The sequence below is a fragment of the Cupriavidus sp. 8B genome, from assembly GCF_054589115.1.
Genome location: NZ_BAAILO010000007.1, coordinates 35,766 through 61,136 on the forward strand (window position 1 = coordinate 35,766; position 25,371 = coordinate 61,136).

23 protein-coding genes and 8 pseudogenes are annotated in these 25,371 nt (G+C 59.2%); 18 read left to right on the forward strand and 13 right to left on the reverse strand.

Annotation, left to right across the window (positions count from 1 at the left end; genetic code table 11):
* Nucleotides 1-22 precede the first annotated feature (22 nt).
* The 7 genes and pseudogenes from ACYP5B_RS00775 (at nt 23) to ACYP5B_RS00805 (ending at nt 5,395) form a co-directional block, all read left to right on the forward strand.
* On the forward strand, nt 23-688 hold the full coding sequence (locus tag ACYP5B_RS00775; RefSeq protein ID WP_459568187.1) for a GntR family transcriptional regulator: 666 nt from the start codon (nt 23-25) through the stop codon (nt 686-688).
* Nucleotides 689-1,239: 551 nt separating this feature from the next.
* The gene (locus tag ACYP5B_RS00780) at nt 1,240-1,467 is read left to right on the forward strand and encodes a GntR family transcriptional regulator (protein WP_459568188.1); all 228 of its coding nucleotides are present in this window, start codon (nt 1,240-1,242) and stop codon (nt 1,465-1,467) included.
* Between the two features lie 17 nt (nt 1,468-1,484).
* On the forward strand, nt 1,485-1,889 hold the full coding sequence (locus ACYP5B_RS00785) for an FCD domain-containing protein (protein ID WP_459568189.1): 405 nt from the start codon (nt 1,485-1,487) through the stop codon (nt 1,887-1,889).
* Nucleotides 1,890-2,041: 152 nt separating this feature from the next.
* Nucleotides 2,042-2,404 carry an ABC transporter substrate-binding protein gene (locus ACYP5B_RS00790; protein WP_459568190.1) on the forward strand — a complete coding sequence of 121 codons (363 nt, stop codon included), beginning with the start codon at nt 2,042-2,044 and terminating at the stop codon, nt 2,402-2,404.
* A gap of 713 nt (nt 2,405-3,117) precedes the next feature.
* Nucleotides 3,118-3,762, forward strand: a pseudogene (locus ACYP5B_RS00795) (response regulator transcription factor); the annotation flags it as partial.
* A 114-nt stretch (nt 3,763-3,876) separates the two neighbouring features.
* Nucleotides 3,877-4,086: pseudogene (locus ACYP5B_RS00800) on the forward strand (response regulator transcription factor); the annotation flags it as partial.
* Nucleotides 4,087-4,258: 172 nt separating this feature from the next.
* Nucleotides 4,259-5,395 carry an IS110 family RNA-guided transposase gene (locus ACYP5B_RS00805; RefSeq protein ID WP_459568191.1) on the forward strand — a complete coding sequence of 379 codons (1,137 nt, stop codon included), beginning with the start codon at nt 4,259-4,261 and terminating at the stop codon, nt 5,393-5,395.
* Between the two features lie 343 nt (nt 5,396-5,738).
* Here the strand turns inward: ACYP5B_RS00805 and ACYP5B_RS00810 are convergent.
* The 5 genes and pseudogenes from ACYP5B_RS00810 to ACYP5B_RS00830 form a co-directional block, all read right to left on the reverse strand.
* Nucleotides 5,739-6,233: pseudogene (locus tag ACYP5B_RS00810) on the reverse strand (IS110 family transposase); the annotation flags it as partial.
* A 1,757-nt stretch (nt 6,234-7,990) separates the two neighbouring features.
* Nucleotides 7,991-8,746 (reverse strand): hypothetical protein, encoded by a 756-nt coding sequence (locus tag ACYP5B_RS00815; protein ID WP_459568192.1) that lies wholly within the window; start codon nt 8,744-8,746, stop codon nt 7,991-7,993.
* A 61-nt stretch (nt 8,747-8,807) separates the two neighbouring features.
* Nucleotides 8,808-9,194: a DUF6152 family protein gene (locus ACYP5B_RS00820; RefSeq protein WP_459568193.1), complete on the reverse strand. Its 387-nt coding sequence runs from the start codon at nt 9,192-9,194 to the stop codon at nt 8,808-8,810.
* A gap of 167 nt (nt 9,195-9,361) precedes the next feature.
* Nucleotides 9,362-9,853, reverse strand: a complete 492-nt coding sequence (locus ACYP5B_RS00825) for a DUF6644 family protein (RefSeq protein ID WP_459568194.1) — start codon at nt 9,851-9,853, stop codon at nt 9,362-9,364.
* Between the two features lie 180 nt (nt 9,854-10,033).
* Nucleotides 10,034-10,522 (reverse strand): DUF6644 family protein, encoded by a 489-nt coding sequence (locus ACYP5B_RS00830; RefSeq protein WP_459568195.1) that lies wholly within the window; start codon nt 10,520-10,522, stop codon nt 10,034-10,036.
* 527 nt (nt 10,523-11,049) lie between these two features.
* Between ACYP5B_RS00830 and ACYP5B_RS00835 the strand changes: the two genes are divergently transcribed.
* From ACYP5B_RS00835 to ACYP5B_RS00855, 5 genes and pseudogenes are all read left to right on the forward strand, one after another.
* Nucleotides 11,050-11,253 carry a hypothetical protein gene (locus ACYP5B_RS00835; protein ID WP_459568196.1) on the forward strand — a complete coding sequence of 68 codons (204 nt, stop codon included), beginning with the start codon at nt 11,050-11,052 and terminating at the stop codon, nt 11,251-11,253.
* A complete protein-coding gene (locus ACYP5B_RS00840; RefSeq protein ID WP_459568197.1) occupies nt 11,253-11,381 on the forward strand; it encodes a transposase domain-containing protein in 129 nt (42 codons plus the stop codon). Before ACYP5B_RS00835 ends, ACYP5B_RS00840 begins: the two co-directional genes overlap by 1 nt.
* Before the next feature lie 279 nt (nt 11,382-11,660).
* Nucleotides 11,661-12,761: a TRAP transporter substrate-binding protein gene (locus tag ACYP5B_RS00845; RefSeq protein ID WP_459568198.1), complete on the forward strand. Its 1,101-nt coding sequence runs from the start codon at nt 11,661-11,663 to the stop codon at nt 12,759-12,761.
* 690 nt (nt 12,762-13,451) lie between these two features.
* The gene (locus ACYP5B_RS00850) at nt 13,452-13,715 is read left to right on the forward strand and encodes a TonB-dependent receptor plug domain-containing protein (protein WP_459568209.1); all 264 of its coding nucleotides are present in this window, start codon (nt 13,452-13,454) and stop codon (nt 13,713-13,715) included.
* Nucleotides 13,676-14,193: pseudogene (locus tag ACYP5B_RS00855) on the forward strand (DDE-type integrase/transposase/recombinase); the annotation flags it as partial. The gene ACYP5B_RS00850 and the pseudogene ACYP5B_RS00855, both read left to right, overlap by 40 nt.
* 73 nt (nt 14,194-14,266) lie before the next feature.
* Here the strand turns inward: ACYP5B_RS00855 and ACYP5B_RS00860 are convergent.
* The 4 genes and pseudogenes from ACYP5B_RS00860 to ACYP5B_RS00875 form a co-directional block, all read right to left on the reverse strand.
* Nucleotides 14,267-14,478, reverse strand: a pseudogene (locus tag ACYP5B_RS00860) (VOC family protein); the annotation flags it as partial.
* Between the two features lie 81 nt (nt 14,479-14,559).
* Nucleotides 14,560-14,754 (reverse strand): DUF2783 domain-containing protein, encoded by a 195-nt coding sequence (locus tag ACYP5B_RS00865; RefSeq protein WP_459568199.1) that lies wholly within the window; start codon nt 14,752-14,754, stop codon nt 14,560-14,562.
* A gap of 22 nt (nt 14,755-14,776) precedes the next feature.
* Nucleotides 14,777-16,468: an FAD-dependent monooxygenase gene (locus ACYP5B_RS00870; protein ID WP_459568200.1), complete on the reverse strand. Its 1,692-nt coding sequence runs from the start codon at nt 16,466-16,468 to the stop codon at nt 14,777-14,779.
* Nucleotides 16,469-16,573: 105 nt separating this feature from the next.
* Entirely contained in the window at nt 16,574-17,938 is a 1,365-nt protein-coding gene (locus ACYP5B_RS00875; protein ID WP_459568201.1) for an MFS transporter, read from the reverse strand.
* 378 nt (nt 17,939-18,316) lie between these two features.
* On the opposite strand from ACYP5B_RS00875, the gene ACYP5B_RS00880 reads away from it, so the two are divergent.
* Entirely contained in the window at nt 18,317-18,724 is a 408-nt protein-coding gene (locus ACYP5B_RS00880) for a MarR family winged helix-turn-helix transcriptional regulator (protein ID WP_459568202.1), read from the forward strand.
* 573 nt (nt 18,725-19,297) lie between these two features.
* On the opposite strand, the gene ACYP5B_RS00885 is transcribed toward ACYP5B_RS00880, so the two are convergent.
* The gene (locus ACYP5B_RS00885; protein WP_459568203.1) at nt 19,298-20,005 is read right to left on the reverse strand and encodes an IS6 family transposase; all 708 of its coding nucleotides are present in this window, start codon (nt 20,003-20,005) and stop codon (nt 19,298-19,300) included.
* 71 nt (nt 20,006-20,076) lie between these two features.
* Entirely contained in the window at nt 20,077-20,337 is a 261-nt protein-coding gene (locus ACYP5B_RS00890; RefSeq protein WP_459568204.1) for a hypothetical protein, read from the reverse strand.
* Between the two features lie 1,088 nt (nt 20,338-21,425).
* On the opposite strand from ACYP5B_RS00890, the pseudogene ACYP5B_RS00895 reads away from it, so the two are divergent.
* The 3 genes and pseudogenes from ACYP5B_RS00895 to ACYP5B_RS00905 all read left to right on the forward strand — a co-directional run.
* Nucleotides 21,426-21,593: pseudogene (locus ACYP5B_RS00895) on the forward strand (response regulator transcription factor); the annotation flags it as partial.
* Nucleotides 21,594-21,644: 51 nt separating this feature from the next.
* Nucleotides 21,645-21,881 (forward strand): annotated as a pseudogene (locus ACYP5B_RS00900) (response regulator transcription factor); the annotation flags it as partial.
* Nucleotides 21,871-22,050: a type ISP restriction/modification enzyme gene (locus ACYP5B_RS00905; RefSeq protein ID WP_400100430.1), complete on the forward strand. Its 180-nt coding sequence runs from the start codon at nt 21,871-21,873 to the stop codon at nt 22,048-22,050. The pseudogene ACYP5B_RS00900 and the gene ACYP5B_RS00905, both read left to right, overlap by 11 nt.
* 45 nt (nt 22,051-22,095) lie before the next feature.
* On the opposite strand, the pseudogene ACYP5B_RS00910 reads toward ACYP5B_RS00905, so the two are convergent.
* Nucleotides 22,096-22,328, reverse strand: a pseudogene (locus ACYP5B_RS00910) (IS5/IS1182 family transposase); the annotation flags it as partial.
* Between the two features lie 510 nt (nt 22,329-22,838).
* Here ACYP5B_RS00910 and ACYP5B_RS00915 point away from each other — a divergent pair.
* Together ACYP5B_RS00915 and ACYP5B_RS00920 are read left to right on the forward strand one after the other, a co-directional pair.
* The gene (locus tag ACYP5B_RS00915) at nt 22,839-24,104 is read left to right on the forward strand and encodes a M20 family metallopeptidase (protein WP_459568205.1); all 1,266 of its coding nucleotides are present in this window, start codon (nt 22,839-22,841) and stop codon (nt 24,102-24,104) included.
* Nucleotides 24,101-24,727 carry a trimeric intracellular cation channel family protein gene (locus ACYP5B_RS00920; RefSeq protein WP_459568206.1) on the forward strand — a complete coding sequence of 209 codons (627 nt, stop codon included), beginning with the start codon at nt 24,101-24,103 and terminating at the stop codon, nt 24,725-24,727. Before ACYP5B_RS00915 ends, ACYP5B_RS00920 begins: the two co-directional genes overlap by 4 nt.
* Before the next feature lie 70 nt (nt 24,728-24,797).
* On the opposite strand, the gene ACYP5B_RS00925 is transcribed toward ACYP5B_RS00920, so the two are convergent.
* Nucleotides 24,798-25,265, reverse strand: coding sequence for a DUF3734 domain-containing protein (locus tag ACYP5B_RS00925; RefSeq protein WP_459568207.1), 468 nt, complete (start codon nt 25,263-25,265; stop codon nt 24,798-24,800).
* Nucleotides 25,266-25,371 lie beyond the last annotated feature (106 nt).

A 25,371-nucleotide genomic window follows, 5' to 3' on the forward strand; every position in this document is an offset into this window, starting at 1 on the left:
CCTCTTCGCCATAAGCCAAATCGTGAACACTCTCGAACTGAAAGGCGTCGATCTGCCGGCCCAGATCGCCGGGCAGGTCCGGAAACTGATTAATCGGGGCACGCTGGCGCCGGGCCTGCAATTGCGCCAGTCGGATCTGGCGGACCAGTTCGGCATCAGCCGCGTGCCCGTGCGCGAGGCGCTCAAGCTGCTGGCCGCGGAAGGCATCATCGAACACGATCCCAATCGTGGCTTCTTCGTCGCGCCGTTATCCACTGATGAAGCGTGCCAGTATTACCGCTACCGGTTTCTGCTGGAGCGGGAATTGCTGAAGACGATCGTCTGGCCGGATGCCGCGCAGATGAAGGCGCTGAGGTCCATGCTGGAAAGGCTCGACACCTACCTCGATACCGGGCAGCGCGCAGAGTGGATCGATCAGTACCAGGATTTCTACGCCTTCCTTTTCGACCTGTCGCCGGACAAGATTCTTCGGCGCGAGGCGATTCGCCTGATCAGGCTCACCGATCGGTATCGGGCCCTGGCCTCGGAGGTGCGGCTGCCGGGTCAGCATCTCACCGCCCATCTGGAGCATACGCTGGTGTCAGCGATGGCCCGGCGCGACCGCGAGCAGTTGATCCACGGCTTCGAGCGCGAGCGCGAGAGGATTCTGACATCCATGCTTGCGACGATCAGGGCGCGCGGTTTGTAGGAAGCCACCTTCGCGCGGACGATCTCAGAACAGCGTGGTGATGCCGAGCCGACGGACTGAGGGCTGCTCGACGACGGTGCGAAGGTAGCGGCTGGCTGGGTGCCTTCGCCGACCTGATAGTTCATTTGCAGGTAGAAGAGGGCACGGTTGCCGTCCGCCAGATCCTCGGCGCCGCGCAAGGCGAAGTAGGACGGTGTCGTAACGCCGCGGCTCATCATCGTGCCGGAATGTCCGCCGGTGTTGCTCACGGTGGAGACGCCGTTGTCCATGCGGCCGAGCAGTTCCACCCCGGCACACACTGACCCAACCGATCCCAGCGTGATTCCGATGGCACGTGGCATCGGGACTGCCGGGCAAGGGAGCGTAGTGGACATGGGATATGAGAGTCGGCGTAGCGATTGTGGAATCGCCGGCCACTGAAAGAGGGAGACCAAGGGGTAGCAAGTATGGTTCCGATTGGTTCGCACGCCACGCATGAGGGAGACCCCGTGCTCTCGCCTGGGGACGACCAGCCCGCCGTGACCATGGCAGTGCTCGGACTGCGAGCGCTCGTGGAACAGCATCTCGCGCGCCGGGAGCGGAGGCTGCCGGCGGAGCGTTCGCTGGTCACGATGCTTGGTTTCAGCCGAGGCATCGTGCGGCGTGTGCTGGACATCCTCGAGCAGGATGGGTTGGTGGTGCGGCGTGTCGGGCGAGGAACCTTCATCGCTAGCGGCGCCGACAGCGGGTTGCCGCTTCTCCGGGCACTTGTGGGGCGCTCGACGCGGCGGCGGATCTGAGCGCCCGCGAGATGCTTGTGGCGCGCCTGACGCTGGAGCCCGCGATCTGCGCAATGGCCGAGCGCGCGGCAAGCCCCGCGGACATGGAGCGGAGCGGATGGGGCATTTACTGCGCCAGCGGGAAGCCGCCTCTCGCGTGGATGACTATGAACATTGGGACATGGCGCTACATCTCTCGATCGCTCGCGCGGTGGGCAGCGCTGCTGACGGAGATGGTCGAGATGCTAAACCGGAAGCGGCACACCGCGCCGTGGCGCCGCTTCCGGCTAGCGTCATTATCCGGAAAGAACCGGCGCGTGTCGGATGCACAGCATGAGGCGATCGTGGACGCGATCCGACGTCGGCAGACCGACGAAGCAGCCGCCGCCATGCGCGCACACCTGACCACCGTGATGCGTTATTACCCAGCGGAGCCCGGCTAATCACACCCGAGCGGCCTGCCTTTCCTCTCCCTCGACTTGCCGTCTTCCCGTTAACAGTTGCATTAGAATTCATAATTGAATAATATCTAGCCTGCAATATAGCCAAGGCCAGCATAGAGCCGCTGCCCAACGGCAGGAGATGGGAGGCAAAAATGAAGAGGGGCACGGCGATGCACCGCATGGCGCGGATCATGGCACTAGTGCTCTGCTGCACCACGGTTCCCGTCGCAGCCTACGCACAGTCGATGATCCCCACGGCAAAGATCCTCATCAATACGGCTGATCTGTTTGCGGAGAGCGGGCGGTTCCTGGCCTACGACAAGGGCTATTTCAAGGAAGAGGGCCTCGATGTCGAACTGGTATCAACCGCCAGCACGAACTCGAGTTCGGACGCGCAGACACCGCTGGCCCGGGGCGAACCGGATCTGGGATCGATGTCGCTCAGCGCGGGGCTGTATGGAGGAATGCATGGAGAACTCAACATATGGTTCAGGGTCAACCGAGTCCCCGGCTGACGCGAGAAAGGACGCGGAGAAGGAGTTTGAGATCGCGACGAGGGCCGCCAGAAATAAGCTGAAGCGGGAGAATGAGCGTGCGGATTCCGACTTCTACAAAGCACTCAGAAACACGGCACCGATGGATTTGCAAGCGATAACGAGTGCACAGGCGAATTTTGCGCAGGCGTTGGCGAATGCCAGTGAAAACTACCACCGAGCGCTCGCGAACGCTGAACGGGTGCGCCTCAGTGCCACTTCAAATACAGAGTCGCCGATCGATAGTAGGGTATCGCCTGCTACCTTGGATCCATTGAGTGACGTCGTAAGACGCCTCGCACTGCAGCACGCGGCGGCATTCACGTCTTGACTCCTAGCGGAATGGGAAAAGTGAGGTAGAGTGACCGCGGCGGACACACGAATAGAGCAGGGCATCAGAGAACGACCCGGCAGCGTTGCGATGAAGCCAACCAAAGCCACCGCGCTCCTCTCTTCGGGGGGAACAGAAGCGAAGATGATCTCACAGCAGTTTAGGAACATGTTGCGCGGCGTCACGGAACTGACCGCGACTCAATTCGAAGAGTTGCAGGCAACGGTGGAATGTATGCGGGCTGAAGCTACCCGTTATCCGTCCATCGGTACGGGACATGAGGGAGAGTCCGCAGTCGTCAACAAGGGGACGGCACTGCCTCGCTCGGGGCAGGCCATGGGAATCGCTATCCTTGCATGTCCCCATGCAGGGAGCGCAACCGAATCCAGGCCCGCCGCAAAGGAGACTTTTTTTCGTGACCGAGCTTGGTGGTGCGGAGCGATCACTGGCATTGACAGTCAACGATCGTCAGAAGGCCAATTTAGTGGAGGTCGCCGATGACGAAGCGGGCGTTACGGAAACGCCGGCGGCCGCGTCCGCGCGGCACTTCGACGCCCCTGCGGATCTAGGCGCGCTCACCGAGCAGCAGTGCGCGGTCCTAGTCCTGCTGATTGAGGGGTTGCCCAGCAAAGTTCTCGCCGAACGACTGGCCATGACTGAAAGGGCCGCGAAGGATCACGTGACCGCGATCCTTGCGTGCCTTGGCGTGGCCAGTCGCAAGCAAGCCACCCTGATCGTGAAGCGCCAACGCCTGGCAGAGGTCCCACGCTTCAAGCCCTCGCGTCCCGATCCCTGCGCACGAGATGACACAACTGGGCGGCCCAGGAGGATTACTTCCATCCCCCCCGCAGGGCTCGGTCTTACCCAACGCCAGGGATCGGTACTCAATCTGCTCCTCGAGGGGTTGCCCAATAAGCTTATCGCGCGCCGTCTCGGCCTGACGGTCACCACGGTGAAGGAACATGTGTCCGCCATCCTTCGGCGGCTTGGCCTGCGTTCCCGTGCTGAAGTGATCTCGCTGATGGACCTGCGCGTGGCGTCTGTGCAGACGGGCGACAGCTTGTCCCTTGCCGCAGCGGAGGCTGTGGGGCAGGAACGCACGATCGAATCGACACAGCGTACGCCGATTACACCGGAAGCTTTGGGATTGACCCAACGCCAGGGTTCAGTCCTAATTCTGCTGCTCGATGGGCTGCCGAATAAGATCATCGCGCGGCGGCTGGGCTTAACCGAGAACACGATTAAGGAACATGTATCCGGCATCCTGCAGCGACTGGACCTGCGCACGCGTACAGAGGTGATGTCGCGCATGAAACGCTACCATGTGCGACACATGGCAACCGTTGACGCGCCTGGCACGCCTCAACAAGGCGGTGAAGAAGGCTTACGCCAATCTTGATTGAGAATCTCACCTCGGTGAGCTGGAGATACTATGAAGGGCCGCGGAAGCAAGCCCCTGGAGTAAAACGAAGATTCGCAGTCTCGTTCTCCAGAGGAGCACGCAAATGAACACGCCTGACACAGCCCCTCAGGGGCAGAATACGACGATCACCGGCTGGCTGTACATGGCCTTCGAACTTGGCGACAAGAGCTGGAAGCTGTCGCTGGGCGATGGCGTGCGTGGACCGAGCCGGCATACGCTGCTTGCTGGTGACTTGAATGCAGTCCTGCAAGTGATCACCAAGGCCAAAGCTCGCTGCGGCCTTGCGCCGCTAGCCCCGGTGCGCAGTTGCTACGAGGCCGGCCGCGATGGCTTCTGGCTGCACCGCTGGTTAGCGGGACAAGGCATCGCTAACCTGGTCGTGGATTCGGCCAGCATTGAAGTCAACCGCCGCGCCCGACGCGCCAAGACCGACCGTGTCGACGGAGACAAGCTGCTCTCGATGTTGATGCGTTACTACGCTGGCGAGCGGCGCTTGTGGGCAGTCGCGCGAGTACCGACACCACAGCAGGAAGATGAGCGGCGTTTGCACCGCGAGCTCGGGCGGCTCAGGCTCGAACGCACGTCCCACAGCAACCGGATTCGTTCGCTGCTGGTACTGCACAACCTGCGGGTCGCCCACATCGGGGACCGATCCTGGAACCACTGGTGGAACGATCATGGCTCGCAACTGCCCGCTGGCTTAGCTGCTGAGATCGAGCGTGAAGTCGCGCGACTGGCGTTGGTCGTAACGCAAATCAAGACAATTGAAACCCAGCAGTACAAGGCAGTGAAGGGCGGCGCCCAGCCAGCCATCGCGCTTCTCGCGCGACTCAGCGGGATTGGCGTGGGCAGTGCCTGGCTCCTAATCAAGGAAATGTTTGGCTGGCGGCGCTTTCACAACCGGCGCGAAGTCGCAGGCTGCCTGGGACTGGCACCGACGCCTTACAGCAGTGGCGAAAGCCAGGTCGAGCAAGGCATCAGCAAGGCGGGCAACAAACGCTCTCGGTGGCTAATGATCGAACTGGCATGGAGCTGGTTACGCTACCAGCCAACGAGTCAGCTCACGCAATGGTTCAATCAGCGCTTCGCACCAGGCAGCAAGCGCATGCGGCGCGTCGGCATTGTCGCACTTGCCCGCCGATTGGCAATTGCCCTGTGGCGCTATCTCGAATACGGCGAGATTCCCCCCGGGGCAAGCCTCAAACCAGTAGTGAGGTGATTCCGATCTAAGTATGGAGAGAGAATCGGTACGAGAGCAGGTCAGCGCGCCCGTAGATGAACCGGGCTACCCCGCGGGTAGCCGTCCTTAGAGATGGGGCGCGCAGGTAACAGGGGTAGTCCTGCGCTTTGCGCATGTGGTATGAGGTGGCCGGGCCTTGCGCCGGCACGGATAGAAGGTAGTCCGGGCAGCAGCCCGGCAATCAGCGACCCCGACCTCAATTTCGCGCCGCATCAGTCCGCGAACGAAAAGTAATGGCTTGCAAGGAGAGAGTATCGCCACAGACATCCGCCTCTATCCCGAAATCCAATACTGCAGGGGGTTGACACCCTTGCCCTCATAGAAGGTTCATCTGCACCAGCGCCTTCTGCATGCGCAGCACCCAGCTCGCCTGCTCGGCGGTCAACACCTAGCGCCGGGGCGCCACCGCCCGCACCACGCAGACCTCGCCGTCGGGACGCCAGGCCGCGCGCAGCAACCCCAGGCTCATGAGTTTCTGCAACCACTGGCAATCCTCCACGTCGCTCTTGCGCCCGGGCACGTACTTCATCTGCCGCGCATCGACCAGCCAGACCGTCAGCCCGCGTTGCTCCAGCACCTCGTGCACCGGAATCCAGTACACCCCAGTCGACTCCAGCCCCACTGTGTCCACCCCGCAGCCCAGCAGCCAGTCGGCCAGGGCGTTGAGATCGTCCGTCATCGCCCCGACTTCGCGCACCGGCTCGCAGCCGGCTTGCTCGGCCAGATGTCGCGGCACCGCCACCCAGTGGCTCGACGCCCCAATATCGATCCCTGCCGCATTCGGGAACACCTCGTCGTCTCGCTTGCGCATTGCCATGGCTTGCTCCACCATCGTTGATGAACGGCAGCGCCATGGGAAGCGTCGAATTCGACTCGATCTCTCAAACGGGATGCGGCACACGCCGCTCGCCACTGTCGCCGACGATTTCCGGACCAGGCTCAGAAGCGGGCTCACACCGTGGCGTCCGGTAACGCCACGGGCTCGCACCAATGACGGGTCGGTCATCGCGGCGCTGCCGTTCCCTTTATAGGGCAGAACCGTTTCTTCGCGAACGCCGAGCACATGCATGGGCTTGGGAGGCTCAGAAGTACGCGTCGGGAAGGCTCGGTCACCATCGCCGCGCACTGCGCCTCAGGGGCACGCCATGGGGGGGCTAGCATGAAATGCCAGATGAAAGTGGCTCGCGCAAGGATCGAGAAAGCCCGCTCGGGGCGGCTGCGGTTGACCTTGTGTCTGTGATTCTGAGACACTAGATTGCTCAAAATATCCTCCATTGTAGGGGAGCGATTTCCGAGCAATAGGTGCATCATTTTGGCCATCGCTCTCGGATACTTCTGGAAGGCATGGCCCCGGGATCGTCCACGGGGCCAGACTCGATAGCCTCAGTTCTTTAACATGACCCAACTCGCCAGCCTCTTCGTTTTCCAGTTGCTCTGGTTCATTCCGCTCCGTCGTATCCTTGCGCGTACGCGACTTCCCAAGTCGATTGCCTTCATTGCCCTATTCCCGGTGTTAGGCCCGCTCGCCTGTGCATGGATTCTAGCGATACGCCCCTGGCCGATCCGTCGGCGCATTGGGGATTCATACCGATGAATAGGGGGAAAGGCCGACGTCCCCAAAGTCTGCCTCAGCATAAAAGAAGCCACCCGAAGGTGGCTGTGTTTTGGGTTCAGTGGATCTACTGTTGTTGTTCCAGCCGGGCATCCGTTGGCCGTCCGTAAATTGGTCCAGCATGCTGAGCGTCTTGGCTATCCACTAATCCTTACCGTGGAAGGGCTTGCGGCCCGCTCCGCAATATGAGCGGCACTGGACGCTGCCAGGCAGTATCAAGTCATTGCGACCAGAAATCATGCAGTTGCAACCAAGTCGATGCTGCGGAAAGGCCTCGGCATTTCCTTCCTGACTCGGCTAAATGTCACTGCAGAAGACGCCGCTGGCGAGTTTAGATCTGTGGAGTTGGCGGGCGTGCTGGGTGTCTGGCTTCTTCATTTCGCGCCTGATCGGGGCAAATACTTGGCACGGTCGTGCCTGGCAAAGTCTTGCTGCTTGAAGCGCCCGATTCTGTAGGCTTCCGACCGATTTTCGCGTTTGGCAGTGCAGTGCTGATCTCGTCTGAATATGTGCCAGAAGTTGCGTGAGTGTTGTTTGGTGCACTTCCGAAGTGGCAATACATGTACCGGCATCAATATGCCGCTCTTGCTGCCTCGCACACTTCTCAGCATCCTTCTTGAGGTGGAACGTGGGGATATCGAGTCCGCTTGATGATTGCCTGCCGGCGGTCATTGCGTTGTCGTATGGTTGCCATCACAACTCCGAGGGGGACAGCAGGGTGACAAGCCAAACAAATAATGAAGGAAACCCCGAAACCCAACCCCACAATTGACAAAACGGCCGATCCACTATACGGAGCTGCCTTCGCAATGCAAAGGTCGGGAGTTCGACCCTCCTTCTGTCCACCAGAAATTCAATATGAAAAAGCCTTGCAACACGTTGTGTTTCCAAGGCCTTTTTTGTTTTTGTTTGGGCGCGGCCGGGCCACCGGGGCCATGTCGCCTGCAAGCTTTATCGAATCGTTACTTGCTCTTGGTGCCGGTTTGTTTTTCGATTTCCTGTAGACGCTTCTGCACATGCGGCTCCCAGAAATTGGATCCGGCACAATCGTACTCCGCAAACACGGTATTCTCCGGGGCCTTTTTCAGCAATTGGTACGATGATCTGGGTTCAAGATAGTTTTCGGAATCATTCATCACCATCTTTATCTCGATCGCCTTGCCATATTGGGGGTGATTGATCAACGTCCAGCGTTCGATCACCCTGGCCTTCTCGCTGCGTTTCAACAGCACGTAACTGCCTCGATCACTGAGCCCGACTGTTTCAATGACCAGTGTCTTGCCTTCCCATTTTGCGGTGGAGTAACCTTCTTGGGAAGGTACGTAGTCGGCTGGCATTTTTCGGCCGTCCATGAATATGCGACGAACTGCGGAATGTGCCTCGAATAACATAAACAAACGATTATTTTCCTGCAGGATCTCGACAGGAAACGGGGCGCGGGTAGCGACTAACCACGGCATACCATTGGGATAACAGAACAGGCCCGGGTCACTTACCTTTGGGTCGAAATTCTCTTTGAGAAATGCCAGCTCGGCTCTTGCCCTTGGCGTGTAGGGCGGATTGTTCATGTCTGGTCGCACGACAAGTTTTTGTTCGGCTGGCATCCAGATGCCTGAGAAATCTGGCACCTGTGCCATGGCACTAGCAGTTAGCATCATGCCAACGGAAAATCCTGCCAATACTCGGTTGAATAAAAATTGAAAATGGAAAATTCTCATTCTTTTGTCTCCGTACCTGAACCTGGTTCTACATAAATCTAAGCCATATCGCCAGCCAGGATCAGTCAAGAACCTTGGTTTCATCCGGGCGCCCATATACGGTGCCGTCTTTCATCTTGATTTCAAGTATGTACATGTTCTTCGTACCTGACTTGTTTGGAAAACCGGTTATGGTGACTTCCTCGCCGACCTTTATGCGAGTGAAATCCCAGCCGCGGCGACGCAGAAGAACACCGGCACTCCCCTCGATCTGCCATTCTTCCAGGGCGCCACTCCCATTTGGCACACTGAGAATGAATTCGGAGTGTGGATTTCGAATGGAAACACTTTTTAGAACACCACGCAAAGTGACCTTGTTTTCCGTGTCATAACTCGCCGGGGAATGGTGAGCGAAACTTGCAGCGGATATAAAAACGAAAGTAAAAAATAATGCTATTTTCTTAAGCATGCCGCCCTCTTATTGGTGGTAGACTAATTATTTTTGTCTGCGCGAAATCGAATGAAGATTGGGTATCTCTCAGGCCAAAGATACTTTGCATCATGTTGTTTGGGTGCCATATGCCGGGCCATCCTGGTCGGGTTCATATTATTTTCGAGCGAACCGATGAGGTTGAATCAGTCTTTCCCGCCGATATAGCCGAGCAGTTTCCCCATGGTGATGATGCTAATCCAAAGCGTCAAAGAGACAATTGCCGCTATTTTTGCTGAACGCGGAGTATCTACCGAGGTATCCCACTTTGCTTTTCTCGGTGCGATTCGGGCATGGAAAAACGCCGCATTCAAGCCTGCAATCAAAATCAGCGTCAACTTCAGACCCATGACCGGGTTATGACTGAACACGTCAATGAAGCCTATTGCCATTGTCGGTCCGGTAAGGACCATCAGCGCGAAGCCACTCCATGCCCAAGGGAGGAAGTGTTTCTCACACTGGGTCAATGAAAGATTGCGGCCGAGTCCAAGCAGGCGCAGGTCAAACATCGACACAGAGCCGGCCAATATGCACATGCCGAAGACATGGATAACCTGCAGGATGGGATAAACCCAGCTCGATTCCCGTACGACGGTGGCAAATCCCGTCGCATGAATCCATTGAACAAGTGACATCATGATTCTTCTCCTATCGCGGCTGGCATGCCCCGGCCAAGACCACCGCGCTTTACATTTTCTTCTCAGACAGCATTGACTCCATCTACTAGGGATGGTGTGGGCATACCCACGCTGGCTTCACCGCTCTTGCTCACACCCGCTTCCTTCCGGTTCCAATTACAACCCTGAGCAGGAGGCTGATCATTGGAAAAAATTGGGGTATGCGATCAGACGCCCCAGACCGACAACACAAATCCACAGCACCATCGACATGGCGGCGAAACATTTCGCAGAGAGTGGCGGCGTGACATTGATATCCCACTCGGCAACGCCGGAATAGACGCGCAAATGAAACAATGTAGCATTTAATCCAGCCACGGAGAGCAGGCAGATTTTTGTGATAAAGACCGGATTGCGTAAAAATTGTGCGCCATCTGAAATAAAAAGACTAACGCCGGAAAAAATAATCAGCAGGAAGCCAATCCACGTCCAGCGCAACAAATAGCCGGACGTCATCTTGACAGAGAGTTTTTGTGTCAATCCCAACAGGCGAAGATCAACGAGAGTGACTGATCCGACAAGGATCATGATGCCTACGAGATGGATCACTTCAAAGATCGGATAACCCCACGTTGATTGCCCGATCAACGCGCCGTAATAAGAATTTTTTAACAGTTCGAGCAATTCCATTATGTCTCTCAGACTATTGTGATCAAGCTTCCGGCTTATGCCTGAGCTTCGATTCGTCGGGCTTCTTTCAGCCGTGAGTTGATGCCTGCCACGCCATTTCACGTGGGTGTCTGTGTCCGGCGCTTCAAGGGCTGCTCCAGAGATGTAGCCCTTTTTTACTAGCCGACCAATGTGACAGGCAGACTCGTGCACCAACAGAGCTGCCGAATAGTATTTAATCTAGTATTCCAAATGATATATTTCAAAAAGGAGCAATGCAAGGGGGTGGTAAGCAAAGTGCGGGTAAACCCCTTTGAGTGTGAGGAAACTCCGCACTTGGCCCGCGGGCGATCCGGGAACAAGCCAGGGCCTTGCCCAGGCGCTTCGTTAGCGCGACGCGGGTGGGCCGGAACGCGTTACCCCTGATAGGGGAGCGCGAGCCAAAGAGGCCGCTGTGCGCTCACGAGAAGGGTAAGCGACCAGCGCTTCCACCTTGAAACGATTGAAGCGACGAAGCGTCGTCCCCACGAAGGAGGATCGTGGAGACGATGAATCAAGTGTCGACAGTTGAGCGGCCGCGCCGGCGGGAGTACAGCGCCGAGTTCAAGGCGATGGTTCGGCATGGAACGGCAATGAGTTTGCTTCAGGCGGGAGTTGACCCCTGCGAGATTGCCTTGTGGCTCGAACACGAGAGCCCGGCGGTTCGCTGGAAGTGTCTGGCCGGTCAGCGCGCCGCGGTCGTGATGACCTGATGCAATCAGCCAAGCTGAACCGCCACGATCCGTGGGCCTACGCCAACGATGTGCTGACATGCCTGCCCGCCCACCTGAACAGCTGCATCGACGATCTGCTCCCCCACAACTGGCAGCTCGCGTCCTGAATGCATCCTGTCTCCCACAACTGTCGTCGACCGGCGGGGTGGGACTGCAGGCCGCTTACGGAGGGGGGTGCGGCAAGGGTATACGCCGAGCGCCTCATTCTTGCCTTCATCCCTTTAAATAAAATAATATTATAAATGCAAAATGCTATTTTATACTGCGACCAGCGCCCGGATAGACGATGAAGCTTCAGCGAAGGCGGGATGACGGGCGTTCACACTTGTTACCCCTTTACAAGAAGTCAGTAGAGCGCATCGTGGTGCCATAACGAGGAGATAGAAGTGCATAAGAATTTAGCCGTATTGGGTGTTCTTATCTTATTGACGTCGTTAGGGTATAGGCGAAGTCTCGGAAGACTGGCTTGTTGCATCGTCTTACCTGTACTGGCAACCACTGCGGCCGGAGATCCTCTCCCCGCCGCGAAGCTGGAGTCGAGAATTATCCATATCGCTGATTATCGTGGATATCTCGAGGCCGACCACCCGGTGCGCCGTGGCATGAACAAGTTTTCAGAACTGGTGGCCGCCCGAAGTGATGGCCGCCTACTCGTGCAAGCCGCCGCGGAATCCGTGCCGGGATCTCCATCAAGGCAGATCGCGTCTCTGCAGGCGGGAGATGGCAGAACGCCAGAGCTGATGCTGCAAGCTACGATCGGACTGGCCGACGTGGAAAAGGGCTTTGGTCTGATCGACCTTCCGTTCACGATCAGCAATGAAAAACAGGCCAGTGCGTTGCTCGATGGCCCTTTCGGCTCCACCCTGTTGGATCGTCTGGCAAGCCGTAATCTGATCGGCCTCGCATGGTGGGAGAACGGCTTCCGACAGGTGACGACTTCTACTGGGCCCATCCTGCATGCGGACGACTTCATAGGCTTGAAGATTCGTGTCATACCTTCGCCATTGTTCGTTGAAAGCTTCAAGGAAATCGGGGCGAATCCCATTCCTTTGCCATTTTCTGAACTGCATGCTGCGTTGAAATCCAAGAGCGTCGCAGCGCAGGATAATTTTTATTCCCAGATAGTGACGGGCAAACTGTATGAGGTCCAGACATACCTGAGCGCCACACGCCACTCTTACGGTGCTATGACATTGATTGCGAGCAAGCGCTTCTGGGACACGCTGTCGCCGGCTGACCAGGCACTGTTGCGTGACGCCGCGGGAGAGGCTGGCCAGTACCAGCGGCGCCTGATTCGCGATGAGGAAGCCAAGATGCGTGCGGACCTTGCATCCAAAGGAATGCGTATGAATGAGCTGGATCCGGCCGAGCTCAAAAAGTTGAGCGTGCGAGCCCGCCCGGTGCTTGCGCGCATTGCAAGTGACTATGACGCTTCCCTTATGAATTTGTATAAGGTCGAACTCGATAAGATTCGTACGCTCCACTGAGCTAGTTTTACCTCGGCGACCCGTTCATCCAGCGCATCGTTGGCGTGCCCGGATCAGACTGGCGATTGTCCACCCCTAGCCGGCACTTCTTCGCGATCTGAGCAGGAAGATCGCCCCCCCTGAAGCTCGGTAAACGTTATGCAATCTATGCGTTACTTTTGGCGGCTTCAAGTCTTTCAAGTGACTCGCAACAAGGTCATTAAATGGAATCTGTTGACTGACTCTGAAACATGGCGTTGAACACCGGCCGCCGGCGCGCCAAAGTTTTGCGTGTTGGCGGGGGACGAACTCGACGAATTGCTCGCCTTGGTCAATCGGGCGGAATGGATTGACCGGCATCGCAGCTTTCACGATGCCATCTTCGAATGGTCGCCTAACAAAGTGCTCAAGCGCGAAGTCCTCCGACTCATGCGCCTTACCGACCGCTATCGCGGCTTCACAATGAACCACAGTTTGCCCGCGAATTCCGCCGATCGCCCGCGCTCGGCCAAATCCTTGTCGCGCCTTGCGCGTGGCTATCGCCCGCGCGTGGTCGCCGCATCGGTGGGCACCATCGCCAGCCTCAGTATTCCCTGCGCATTTGCCGAGGACACGGCCGACAAGCACGAAACCGCGCTGCCGTCCGTTGTTGTCAGTGAAGCCGCTCAGCCGGGCATGGCGCTATCGACGCCCGAATACATGGGCAGCCGCATGGGCCTGACACCGCTGGAAACGCCGGCGAGTGTGGAAGTCATCAGCGGCGAAACGATTCCTGCACGCGGCGACCAGTCCGTGCGCGAAGCCGTCACCCGCGCCACCGGCATCACGGGCAACTCGGCGCCCGGCAACGGTGGTACTTCGCTGACCGCACGCGGCTTCGCGGGTCAGGGCTCGGTGATGCATCTGCTCGACGGCACACGCATGTACGTGGCATCAAATCGGGCAGCACTAGGCATTTCGTTGAGATGTTCGTGACGCTACGCGGCGAGCCATACCTGCTGTGGCGCGCGGCGGACGAGCATGGCGCCGAACTCGACACCCTGCTGCAAATGCGGCGCGAGAAGGCTGCGGCCAAACGCTTCTTCAAGCGGCTGCTTTGCTCATGCCTGGCGCCGCGCAAGATCGTCACCGATCAGCTGCGCAGCTATCCGGTGGCAAAGGCTGACGCCCCGGAATTGGCGAACGTTAAGCACGTATTCGTCAAGGCTGCTTCGCCCGCGTCAACAATCGCGCCGAGAACAGCCATCAGCCAACCCGAGAACGCGAGGGGCGCATGCGTGGGTTTCGCGACTGCAAACGTACGCAAGCTTTCCTTTCGAGCTTCGGTCCGATTCGGCAACACTTCGCGCTGAAACGACATCTGCTGCGTGCTTCGCTCTATCGCAAACACCTCGCTGCGAGATTCGCTGCCGCCTGGTACGAATTCACCGAAGTGCCCCCCGTGCCAATATGACGTGCGTCACCTATCCTGATAGATTAGTGAGCAACGAGATAGGTATGCAGGTTGCATCCGTCCGCGGTGTGGCCATCAGCGCTTGGCTGGGCAGTTCGAAGAAGGCCAGGATGTTGCCCTGTCCGGCATCGAGGAAGATGTACATATAGGGATTCGGCGCCTTGGTCGAGGGCACTTCGTCCTCGGCGATGGCCAGCACGAACTTCATGTCCAGGGGTACGACTCTATGGTTTGCTTGGTGTCGATGCAGCGGTAGGCGACGTGGTGGCCTTTCTTGATCAGCATGGGGAACTCCTTGGTGTGGTAGGCGGTCGCTCTCGACAGAGCCTGAGGCCCGCCGCGGCGAAGACGGCAGGCCTGGGCGCTTTACAGGTTCTTCAGCGCGACCTGCACGTGCTGCTGGAATTGCTCCGGCGCGCCGAGCGCGTTGGCGTTGAGGAGCGCCAGTTTGACCAGGAACAGTTGCGCCTTGTCCGCGCCGGCCTGGTCGATGGCGGTGGCCAGGGCGTCATAAACGGCTTCCAGGCCGGGGATGCTCAGGGTGTTGTGAGGGGCAGTCATGGGACTCTCTCCTAATGGGTCTTCACTGGGGCAGGGCGGTGTTCAGGGCGGCTTGCAGGCGCGTGGCGTCCAGCGTCAGCCAGCGCGCGCACACGTGCTGGTCGGGGCGCAGCAGATAACCCGCGCCACTGGCCTGCACCCCGTAGCGACGGCGGAAGTGGCCATCGGCGTCGGCGAACGTCAGGTCGGCGCCGGTCACCGGGCTGGCAGCCCCGACGGCGATGACGCGCAACTGCACGCCGCGCTCGCGGGTGGCGGCCGCTACGCTCTGCAGCGCTTCGGGCATGGCGTCGGCCTCGGTGAAGTACAACAGGTCGAAGCCGCCGCCCAGATGATCCAGCAGGTAGTCGTTGGCCGCCAGGCGGATGTTTTGCGGCGGGGCACCGTGGGCCGGGCCGTGCACGAACAACGCGTTGTCGTCACCAGGACAGTTGAGCACCGAAGCGGTGTACTCGTGCGGCCGCGAGGTGCGCCAGTGGTACAGCGGGCGCACGAACTTCTCGGTCAGCGAGAGGGACAGCACGGCGTCACGCAGCAGGCGGAAGCCCTCGCTCGGCGGCGTCATGAAGCGCGTGCTCTTGCCCGCCTCCTCGATGATCTCGCGTGCCGCGCCGACCCGCTCGGCGCTGTGGTTGGCCAGCAGCTTCCGGCCGGCCAGTCCCTTGACCACGAAGGCGAGATGCCAGGCCAGGGACTGGGCGTCCTGAAAGGCGGTGTTGGCGCCGCGCACGCCAAAGATCGGCAGCAGGTGGGCGGCATCGCCGGTAAAGATCACGCGGCCGTGCACGTAATCGGGCAGCGTCAGCGTGCGGGCGGAGTACACCGAGCACCAGTCCATTTCCCAGGGGGCGCCGGCATGGCCGATCATCGCCAACTGGGCATCGATGCGCGCCTTGAGCGACTCGGGCTTGAGCGCGTCTTCGGGCGTTTCGCCGGCGGGCAACTGGTAGTCGACGCGCCAGATGCCATGTGGCTCGCGGTGCATCAAGATGGTGTTGCCGGGGTTCCAGTCCGGGTCGAAGTAGGCCAGGCGCTCGGTCGGCAGCGGCAGGTCGATCTTGATGTCGGCGATCACGAAGAAGCCCTCGTAGGAGGCGCCTTCCATCTGCAGGTCCATTGCGGTGCGGATGCCGGAGCGTCCGCCGTCGGCCGCGACCAGCCACTCGGTCTCCAGCCAATAGGGGCCTTCCGGCGTGTCCACCTCGACACGCGCGAAATCGGTCTCCTGCTCGACCTTGACCACCTTGTTGCCCCAGCGGAAATCGATCAGCGGATTCGCCGCGCAGGCATCGAGCAGGTATTCCTCCATGTACTGTTGCTGGATATTCAGCATCGGGAAGAAACGGTCGTCGCCGTCGTGCGGGGCTTCCATGCGGAAGACGCGCTGGCCGCGGTAGTAGGAGTTGCCGAAGCGCCAGGGCAGGCCGTTCTCGCTCATACGATCGGCCACGCCGACTTGCTGCAGGATTTCCATCGAGCGACGCGTGAAGACAATGGCGCGGCTGCCCTGGGACACTTGCAGCTCCGAGGTGACGACGACGCTGGGTACGCCATGGCGGGCCAGTTCCAGGGCGGCGACCATGCCCGCCGGGCCGGAACCGGCAATGACCACCTTCTTGCGGTCCTGCTTTGGGTGGGCGGAAGCCAGCCAAGGCTCGAACAACTGGTAGTCGTAGTAGATCGAAGGACGGGCTGCAGTGGTGGGCAGATGCATGGACTTGACTCCGATTCAATGGAATGGGTTGGGCGTAGCGCGCGGCAGCTACGTCGCTTCCCGGCTGGCCAATGGGTAACCGGGCAGAAGGTATGAAACCTGCGGTCAGGTCGTTGGCTTGAGCGTGCGCGGGATCGGCAAGACCAGGAAAATGACACAGCCCGCAACCAGCAAGGCCGCCGCGTAGAGCAGGCCTGTGTTGAAGCTGTGCGTGACGTCCTTCAGCCAGCCCACGACCAGCGGATTGAGGGCGGAGCCAAGGTTGCCGGTCGCGTTGATCACCGCGATGCCCAAGGCACGCGCGGCGAAGCTCAACGCATGGTCCGGCGTGGTCCAGAAGATCGACATGGCGGTATAGGCGCCGGTGGAAGCCAGGCACACGCCCAGCAGTTGCACCGCAGGATGCGACGAATACGCCGTCAGCAGCCAGCCCGCCGCCGCGCACAGCATCGGCAGGACGGTGTGCCAGCGGCGCTCTTGCGCGCGGTCCGAACGCCGGCCCCACCAGATCATGCCGATGATCGTGCATACCTGGGGAATCGCCGCCAGCAGCCCGATGGTTGTGTTGGTGGCGCCGCCGGCGAAGCTCTTGACGATCAGTGGCGTCCACACGGCCACCATGGCGAGGCTGTTGACCAGGCAGAAATAGGCCAGCGAGAACTTCAGCACGGTGGCGGAGGTCAGTTCGGACCACAGGCTGCGCGACGTTTCGCCAGGCCCCTGCGCCACGGGGGCAGCCCGATGCTCGGCAGCCAGCATCTGCGCGAGCGTTTGCTTCTCGCCCGGCGAGAGCCAGCGCGCTTGCTCCGGCGTGTCGTTGAGATAGAAATACACGATCACGCCCAGCACCGAGGCCGGCAACCCTTCGAGGAGGAACAGCCACTGCCATCCCTTGAGCCCGTACAGCCCGTCCATGCCGAGGATCACACCGGAGGCTGCCGAACCGAAAGCGGCCGTGACCGGCATGGCGATCATGAACAGCGCATTGGCGCGTGCCCGGTAAGCCGCCGGGAACCAAAAGGTCAGGTACAACAGCATGCCCGGCAGGAAGCCCGCTTCGGTGATGCCCACTAACACGCGGAGCCAGTACAGCGTATGCGCATCGGTAGCGAAGAGCGTGGCCGTGGAGGCCAGGCCCCAGGCAACCATGATCGTCGCGATCCAGCGTCGCGCACCAACGCGTGCCAGGATGGCATTGCTCGGCACGCCACACGCAATGTAGGCAAGATAGAACAGGGTGGTGGCCAGGCCGAACTGGGTGCCGGTCAGCCCCAGGTCCTTCATCATCGTCAGGCCGGCGAAGCCGATGTTGATGCGATCCAGGAAGGAAACCACGAACAAGAGAAACAGGAACCACAGCAGATGGCGCGATACCTTGGCGATAACGAGCCGGGCTTCGGCAATGGAGTGATTTGCGCTCAACGTTGCGGCGGCGTCCGCGGGTTGGGGGGCTGCAATGGGTGATCTCACGGGATTTGTCTCCTACGGCGCCGCCGTTGGCTGGATGGATGGAAGGATGACGAACACGACGGCCTCGCACAATCTGATGCCTGGCCGACGTGGGCTGGTCTGGCGCAGCGGTTGTCAGACACGGCTTGCCTATTAGTTGTTCGCGCAACTAGTATGTGCCAACGGCATGCGAATCGGCACTAGGGTTTATACTGGTTGCGTGCGCAACTAGATGCGCCGAATCATCAGGCGAAACCCCGGATCATGCCAACGGGCGTTGATCGACCCGCTTGGTTGAGTCCGCAACCAGTCAGCTGTATAGTTTCTGCATGATTTTTTTGCCTTGAGAGGTACCTGCCGGTGACTTCCAGATACATCCCAATCGCCCTTGACCGCACCTTGACACACCGCCTGCACGAACTCACTAAGCTCACTGACCGGATCACGCAACAGGCCTATGAAGCAGAAGTGGGCATTCCGATGCACGAAGGGCGGTGCCTGGCCGCGATTGGCTCGTTCAGCCCGCTGTCGGTCAACGATCTGGCGCGTCGCGCGAATCTGGACAAGGGTCAGGCGAGCCGTGCGGCGCAGTCGCTGGTCGACCAGGGGCTGGTGCGCAAGGCGGCGAGTGCCACGGACGGCCGCGGCGTCGTCCTGACGGTGACGAACAAGGGGGAGCGCATCTGGCTGCGGGCGATGGCCCTGATCGAGCGCCGCAATGCCGAAATCGTGTCCTGTCTCGATGCCGCGGAGCGGGAGCAATTCGATCACCTGCTTGAGCGCTTGGTCTCACATGCCCGAGAGTGACCCTGCTTGGGTTGCGTCACCGCGGGAACCGCATGATGTGCTGTTCGTAGGATATTTACGAATCCCGGCCATCCCCCTAGTCTGGCTGCCCAGACGTACGGGGAGACAGCCATGCGGATCAGCTTGCAAGTCGTTGTTCACTCCTTCTGCGTGCGACCAGACTTTGGATTCTTTGGGGCGGCAGGAAGCTACTGACCCCCAAGCTTGGGCGGGCGGGGCGTCCGTGGTGTCACGATCGAGGGCTACCCGGCGACCGTCGAGATAGTCGGCACACCCGGACGTCTCCAGCGCACGGCCGCGGCGCAGCTTGCCCTCGGCGGCGGCTGTCGGTGCAACAAGGGTAGGCCACGGTGACTGCTCCGGCAGCGCGGTCAAGTCGACCTCGCACTGCGAGCGCTGCCTGACCCGGCGATAGGCAACACGTCAAGAATGCTGATCTGTGGCATCGACGCTGTGATCGCCTGGTCAATCAACATCTTGTTGGGCGGGTTTGGCTCGTTGCCTGGCCGGTGGATAATCGGGCTCTGGTGCAAATAGTGAAGGCCAGCGAAGAGCGTCCGATTGCGGGGCACCTCAGCGAGCTGAGAGAACAGCCATCCAGACAGCGGGCGCAGTGGTATCTTTGAGGCGCAGTTCCGTCAGGTTGAACTGGCCTTTGCGAATGCGATGCATCAGCTCGATGCCGGAAATGGTTGTCGCCACAGTCCTAAAGCGTTTAAAGCCGTGCATCACGTTCACCCGCGCTTTGAGGTTGCGATGATCCTGTTCGATCAGGTTATTCCAGTACTTCGACGATCGCAGCGTCGTACTTTCGGGCAGCAATTCATCGATCGTCATTTCGCGCACTGGGCGGTGAGATGCCGCGCTGCCGTCCAGCGTGATTGTCTTCGGAGCGAGCCCTTGGTTCGCGAAGAAGGCCTTGGCAGCAGCGACATCGCGCCTTGACCTGAGCCGGAAATCGACTGTCTTACTAGCCCGGTCAACCGCACGGTAAAGATAGGCCCACCTGCCAAGGATCTTCACGTAAGTTTCGTCGACTCGCCAAGACCGGCCGGCTGCCATAGCAAAGCGATTCCAGCGCTTAACGAACTCCGGAGTGAACCGCTTGACCCAGGGCATGATCGTCGTGTGCGCCAGTGACAGACCGCGCTCGGCCATCATCTCGACCAGATCGCGCAGGCTCAGCTTGTAACGCAGGTACCGACGAATGCACAAGACGATGACTTCGCGATCGAAATGCCGCCCTTCGAACAGCTTGTCAATGTTCCTTAGCTTACTCATTTGTTTGCCACGCGCTCGTCAACGTCCTGAGCCTATGCCGCTCGTGGCTAGGGGGCGGTGCTCGGCCGACTTCACAATCCGCCGAGCGTGGCCCGCATCCGAAACACCATTGGAGACCGTATCTTTCTTGCCAAACCGACGTTCTGGATCAGAATTTCAAGTCCACGCAGCGACCGGGCTAATGTCAATCCGGGACGGCAACCGATGATTTCCATCGTGCCCCACGAAGTGTTGGCAAGCGCCGTCAGAACCCCGACCACCGACAGAAACGGCAACCCTACCTTTCTATCACCCCAATCCAGTCGAATTTCAACAGTGGCCGAGATCGCCATATGCCATAAAAAAGAACCCCGCGTTGCCGGGGTGGTAACGCGGGGTGGGAGCGGGTGGACGGGAAATCCACACGGCCCTCACTCTATCAGGTGTACATGAGAAAGCCCCTAGCCCGATTGGGGGGTAGCAACATGCGGTGGATGCCCATCCCCACGACAGCCTTTTGTTGCATTTTCGATACATCTAAAGCCGGCTCCACCTGGGCCTTTAATCCGGGATCCGCAACACAGAAATTGCCATCGCATGACGCGAGATACCCCAAGATTTGGATGCAAGCTTTCTATGGTGCACCTCACGCAGATGAAAGTGGAGTCCCATGCATGCATGCTCTTGTTGCGAACAGTTCTTTCCGCCAAGTGCCCCCACAGCAGTGCCCGTTGTAGGCCGCTAATCGCACATTTCCACGGGCGGCTTCTTCGGGCATCAGGCTGCTGCCATGTAAAGTAGTTACTTAAATACCAATTCGGTGTTTAGTTAGGTGAATCTGCCATGCGCACGCAATCGGGCAGCATCTCATGGTTTCGGCAGAACGGCGATTGACACGGACTGTGGGGCGGAAAGACGGGGTAGAAGGACAATGTTTTCAGAGCAGGTTGGGGAGATTTTTGCGGCACTGGCGGAATTAACACCGCCTCAGATTGAAGACTTACGGGCGATGATGGATATGATGAACGGTGAGGGTATCCGCAACCCATCCATCAAGACAGGTCAGCCTCTGGCCGACCGTTACTACGGCGGCACGCGTGTTGGGAACAGTGACTTTCAGGGCCAGCGACAGCGGATGTTTTACCGCGATAGCGACAAGCCCTTGAACGCTGACAGAGGGGCACCAAGTTTTCAGCTCAGTCAGGCCAGCAGGTTCATTGGCACCGATTCTTTCCCGTGCGATCTTAGCGAGACTACCTACGTGCTTCCGGCGGCGAACATGGAGACCTGCGGAGGCGTTGCCGCGCTCAACGCTCGCGATTCCGTTGACAAGCATCTGGACGCCAATGCTGCCACTGTAGCTGTGCATGAGGTACTGGCTGGCGACGACGCGCACGACGTGCATGGTCAATCGTTTGAGACAGCGGATGCCTCTTCAATGATGCCGGAAGAAACAGGGCTGACCCACCGCCAAGGCGCGGTTCTCGTCCTGATGCAGGAGGGATTGCTCAACAAGGACATCGCCCATCGCCTGGGCATAACGGAGCACACTGTCAAGGAACATGTGTCGGCCATTCTCAAGCGGCTTGGCGTGCGCACCCGGTTTCAGGCGGTGTCGTGGATGAAACGTCTCAACGAGCATGACCAATCGTTCGAGCCGGCGCAAAGCATTCCAATCACGCCAGAAGAACTCGGTCTGACACAACGCCAAGGCGCGGTGCTCGTCCAGTTGCTGGAGGGATTGCCCAACAAGCTCATCGCTCGAAACCTGGGCTTATCCATCAACACCGTCAAGGAACATGTGTCGGCCATCCTTCAGCGGCTTGATTTGCGTACTCGCTCGCAGGTGATATCGCGAATGAAGTATTTCTGTGTGCGGGCTGCTGTTGACCGATGAACGTGTCGAGAAGATGCGCTGCGGGAAGAGCAGAGACCTCACTACGCTGCACTACAACGACAAGATCACGCTGACCGGCATCCCGCTGGAAGCCTATGAATATGTCGTGAACGGCAGACCGGCGGTGGATTGGGTGGCGGAGTGGCGTTGTTGCATAAATCGAACTTGAAGACAAAGAGGCTCCTGTGATCCGAAATTCAGGCGATGCGGATGGCTGCGGGCGCGCAAGGGCCGCCATGCGGTTAAGCACGCCTACGCGGATCGCCACCTCGGTTGCTTGCGAGCCGATGCAGCGCGCCCACAAGCTACTGCCCATGAGCGTCTTGAGCCGGTACATCAGGTTCTCGACCCGCGATGGGGGCGGTGGTAGCCGCAGGCCTTCTTCCATTCCCCTCGCCCGTTTCGCGCAATGGCATCGATGGCCTCGTTGCGCCGCTGTGCGCCGGGCTGGGCGAAATCGTCAAAGTTAAAGTCCGCCCACGTGAGGCCCGCGACCAGCGTTAGGATGAACGGCGTCGTCAAGCTCTACAAGGCAAGCGCGGGCAGTAGCACGTTAATCGATGCGCCCACCAGAAGCGCGCTAGCAGTCGTCCAGCGGGCACTGCGCTGAAGCCATCACGCTACTTCCAGTCGCTTCACCCGTGCCGCAGCCTGTTCACTACTGCGGCGGGTTGGGCAACTGAAAATTTCGTCCTTCCCCGCAGCACCTCACGTAGTCATGAGTTGCCATTGCAAACTGTCGCCAAAGTGACATTTACGCGGTCGGTGATAGCACACGTGCAAGTAGTGCGAACCCGGATGCTATACGTCTATCTGATAGCGACGACGCATCATCCTAAATCACGGATGGGCACATTGAGCACTATACTGCAACTTCATATATCTCCACCTGCGAAACGGGATGACTATTGCGCGATGGCGTAAGGCATCCTACATATTCACAATCCGGAGGTTGCCATGAATCCGCTCGTCCAAGCCCTGACTACCTGCGGCGGAGAGCTGCTGGCGGAACTCGAAACGATCTACAAGGACATCCACCAGCACCCAGAACTGTCGATGCAAGAGGTTCGCACCGCCAAGCTCGCGGCCGATTACATCGAAACGCTGGGCTACGAGGTGACGCGCGCGGTGGGCGTCACAGGCGTCGTTGGCGTGTTGCGCAATGGCGAAGGCCCTACCGTGATGTTGCGTGCCGACATGGATGCACTACCCATGGCGGAAAATACCGGCTTGCCCTATGCCAGTACCGTCAAGGCAAAAGATGAAGATGGTGTGGAGGTAGGCGTGGCCCACTCCTGCGGGCACGACCTGCACGTGACCTGGTTGATGGGGGCGTCGCGCATTTTTGCAGAGCATCGCGACGCCTGGAAAGGCACTGTCATGCTCGTGTTCCAGCCCGGCGAGGAAGTGGGCCGGGGTGCAGCGAGCATGGTTCAGGATTGGGGGGAGGGGCGCTTCCCCAAGCCGGACATTATCTTGGGACAGCACGTGATGGTAGGACTGAGTGGAACGGTCTGCTACCGCCCAGGTGTCATCCTGTCAGCCGGTGACAGCTTGAAGATCAAACTATTCGGTCGCGGGTCACATGGCTCACAGCCGCAGACCGCCATCGATCCGGTGATCATGGCCGCCGCCACCACATTGCGCCTGCAAACCATCGTTTCGCGTGAAATCTCGCCGCTGGACAACGCAGTGTTGACCATTGGCTCGCTGCAGGCCGGCACCAAAGAAAACATCATTCCTGACGATGCCACGATCAAGCTCAATATGCGCACCTTCGACGAAGATGTGCGCGAGTACATGCTGTCGTCTGTCAAGCGAATTTGCTGCGCTGAGTGCGATGCCTCCAATGCCGAGCGGCCGCCCGAGTTCACCACCCTGAGCAGTTACCCGCTAACCGAAAACGACGATGCGTCGACCCAGAAGATCGCGGCAGCCTTCAAAGCGCAGTTTGGCGACCAGGCCTACGAGACGGCTCCGGCGTCGGCCAGCGAAGACTTCAGCATCTTCGGGCGTACGTGGAATGTGCCATACGTTTTCTGGTTCGTCGGCGGTACCGACCCCAGTGTGTATGCACAGGCCAAGAAGGACAAGCAAATCAATAAGATACCGAGCAATCATTCGCCCAAGTTCGCACCGGTCATCCACCCGACGCTGGAAACGGGGCTGCAGGCCATGCTGACGGCGGCGTCTGCCTGGCTTTGCGGTCAGCAAGAGGCATGATGGAACACAGTCTCTTTGTCTTGGTCGACCTGTTCGGTACCTTCGCTTTTGCAGTCAGCGGTGCTCTTGCCGCTGAACAGAAGCGCCTCGATCTGTTCGGTGTCGTCGCGATCAGCTATATGACGGCCTGTGGCGGAGGAATCGTTCGGGATCTCTGCCTAGGCTCGTTACCGCCGGTGGGCATTTCAGATTGGCGGTATCTCGCGGCCTCGGTGTTGGCCTCTGCGATGGCAATCTGGGCGCGTCCAATCGTTGACCACCTTAAGCATCCTGTCGTTTTTTTTGATTCGCTTGGACTGGGCTTCTTTGCAGTCGTTGGTGCACACAAGGCGCTGCTGTTTGGCCACAACATCGAGGTTGCCATCGTTCTCGGCATGGTGACTGCTGTCGGCGGTGGCGTGATGAGAGATGTGGTGCTCAATCGCGTACCGATCATCCTACAGAAGGAAATCTATGCGCTCGCTGCACTGGTTGGCGCAGGCATACAAGTTCTTGGACAATTCATGGAATGGAGGGTAGCAGTCACGCCTTGGTTTGCGGCGTCGATCTGTTTCGCGATCCGCCTGCTTGCGCTCCGCTATTCCTGGAGCCTTCCTCTTGTCCATAAGACGGACGCCGCGTAGTCGGCTTGATTTCAATTCGAACCACGCTCCAAACCCACTGCGGCCATCGACTGCACGCCCTGGTCGCGAATTAAGCTGCTGCTCTTCTTTCCAGTTCCGTGGGGAGCTCCAGGGTGCTTCGGTCGGACTGGGGTACCGAGCTGGCCTGACGGTGAACGTTGTGGGTCAAGAACCCCCGTTCGCGGCTTGGCACTTCGAACCAGTCCGGATGTGCGAACGAAGCCCCAATGTCTTCCAGACCGCTCTTCCAGTGATCCTCCATCGTGTTAATGCTGAATTCGTAGTCCTTGTGGTGTCCCCCGTAATGCTTGTTCTTGTAGATCAGGTGCGCCACGTTGATCGAACTACCACTGGCCGCCTCTTCAGCAGGACGGAACAAGGGATCTGTCTTGCGGTGATCTGCGGGAACCTGCACAAGTAGCGCTTTGATGAAGAAGGCGTGCTTCTGGCGATTCGCAAGCAGATTGGTGATCGCGCGTGTACGACTTGAGTACTGAATGTCCTTGGCGCGCTCCGATACGTCAAGGAATGTTGACAATATCGCCATTCGTGGGCAATGTGACTGCGCGAAAAAAGGCCGGCATATCTGCCGGCCAAGCGTCCTTGCGCCCAGTGAACAAAGGCAAGGTCGATATGACTTGTCT